Below are 217 nucleotides of genomic sequence, written 5' to 3' on the forward strand. Positions count from 1 at the left end.
TCGACCGCATCCATAGAACAATGGCAGCGAGAGTGACGACGGCCCGGTAATTCCGGGCCGTTTTTTCGAAGCGGGGTGCGACACGTCGGAACTGCTTGAGCTTTGAGAAGCAGCATTCGACGAGATGACGCTTGGCGTAGAGATGCTTGTAGAGTGGGTATTTGAGCGCGCGTGACGGGTTGTTGGGAATGGCGGCGAGCGTGCCTTTGGCGGCGAT

General features: G+C 58.1%; 1 pseudogene. It reads right to left on the bottom strand.

The features are described 5' to 3' along the window. Nucleotides 1–217 (bottom strand): annotated as a pseudogene (locus FNJ47_RS49460) (IS5/IS1182 family transposase); the annotation flags it as partial.

The organism is Bradyrhizobium uaiense (genome assembly GCF_010811875.1).
In the GTDB taxonomy this organism is placed as follows: Bacteria; Pseudomonadota; Alphaproteobacteria; order Rhizobiales; family Xanthobacteraceae; genus Bradyrhizobium; species Bradyrhizobium uaiense.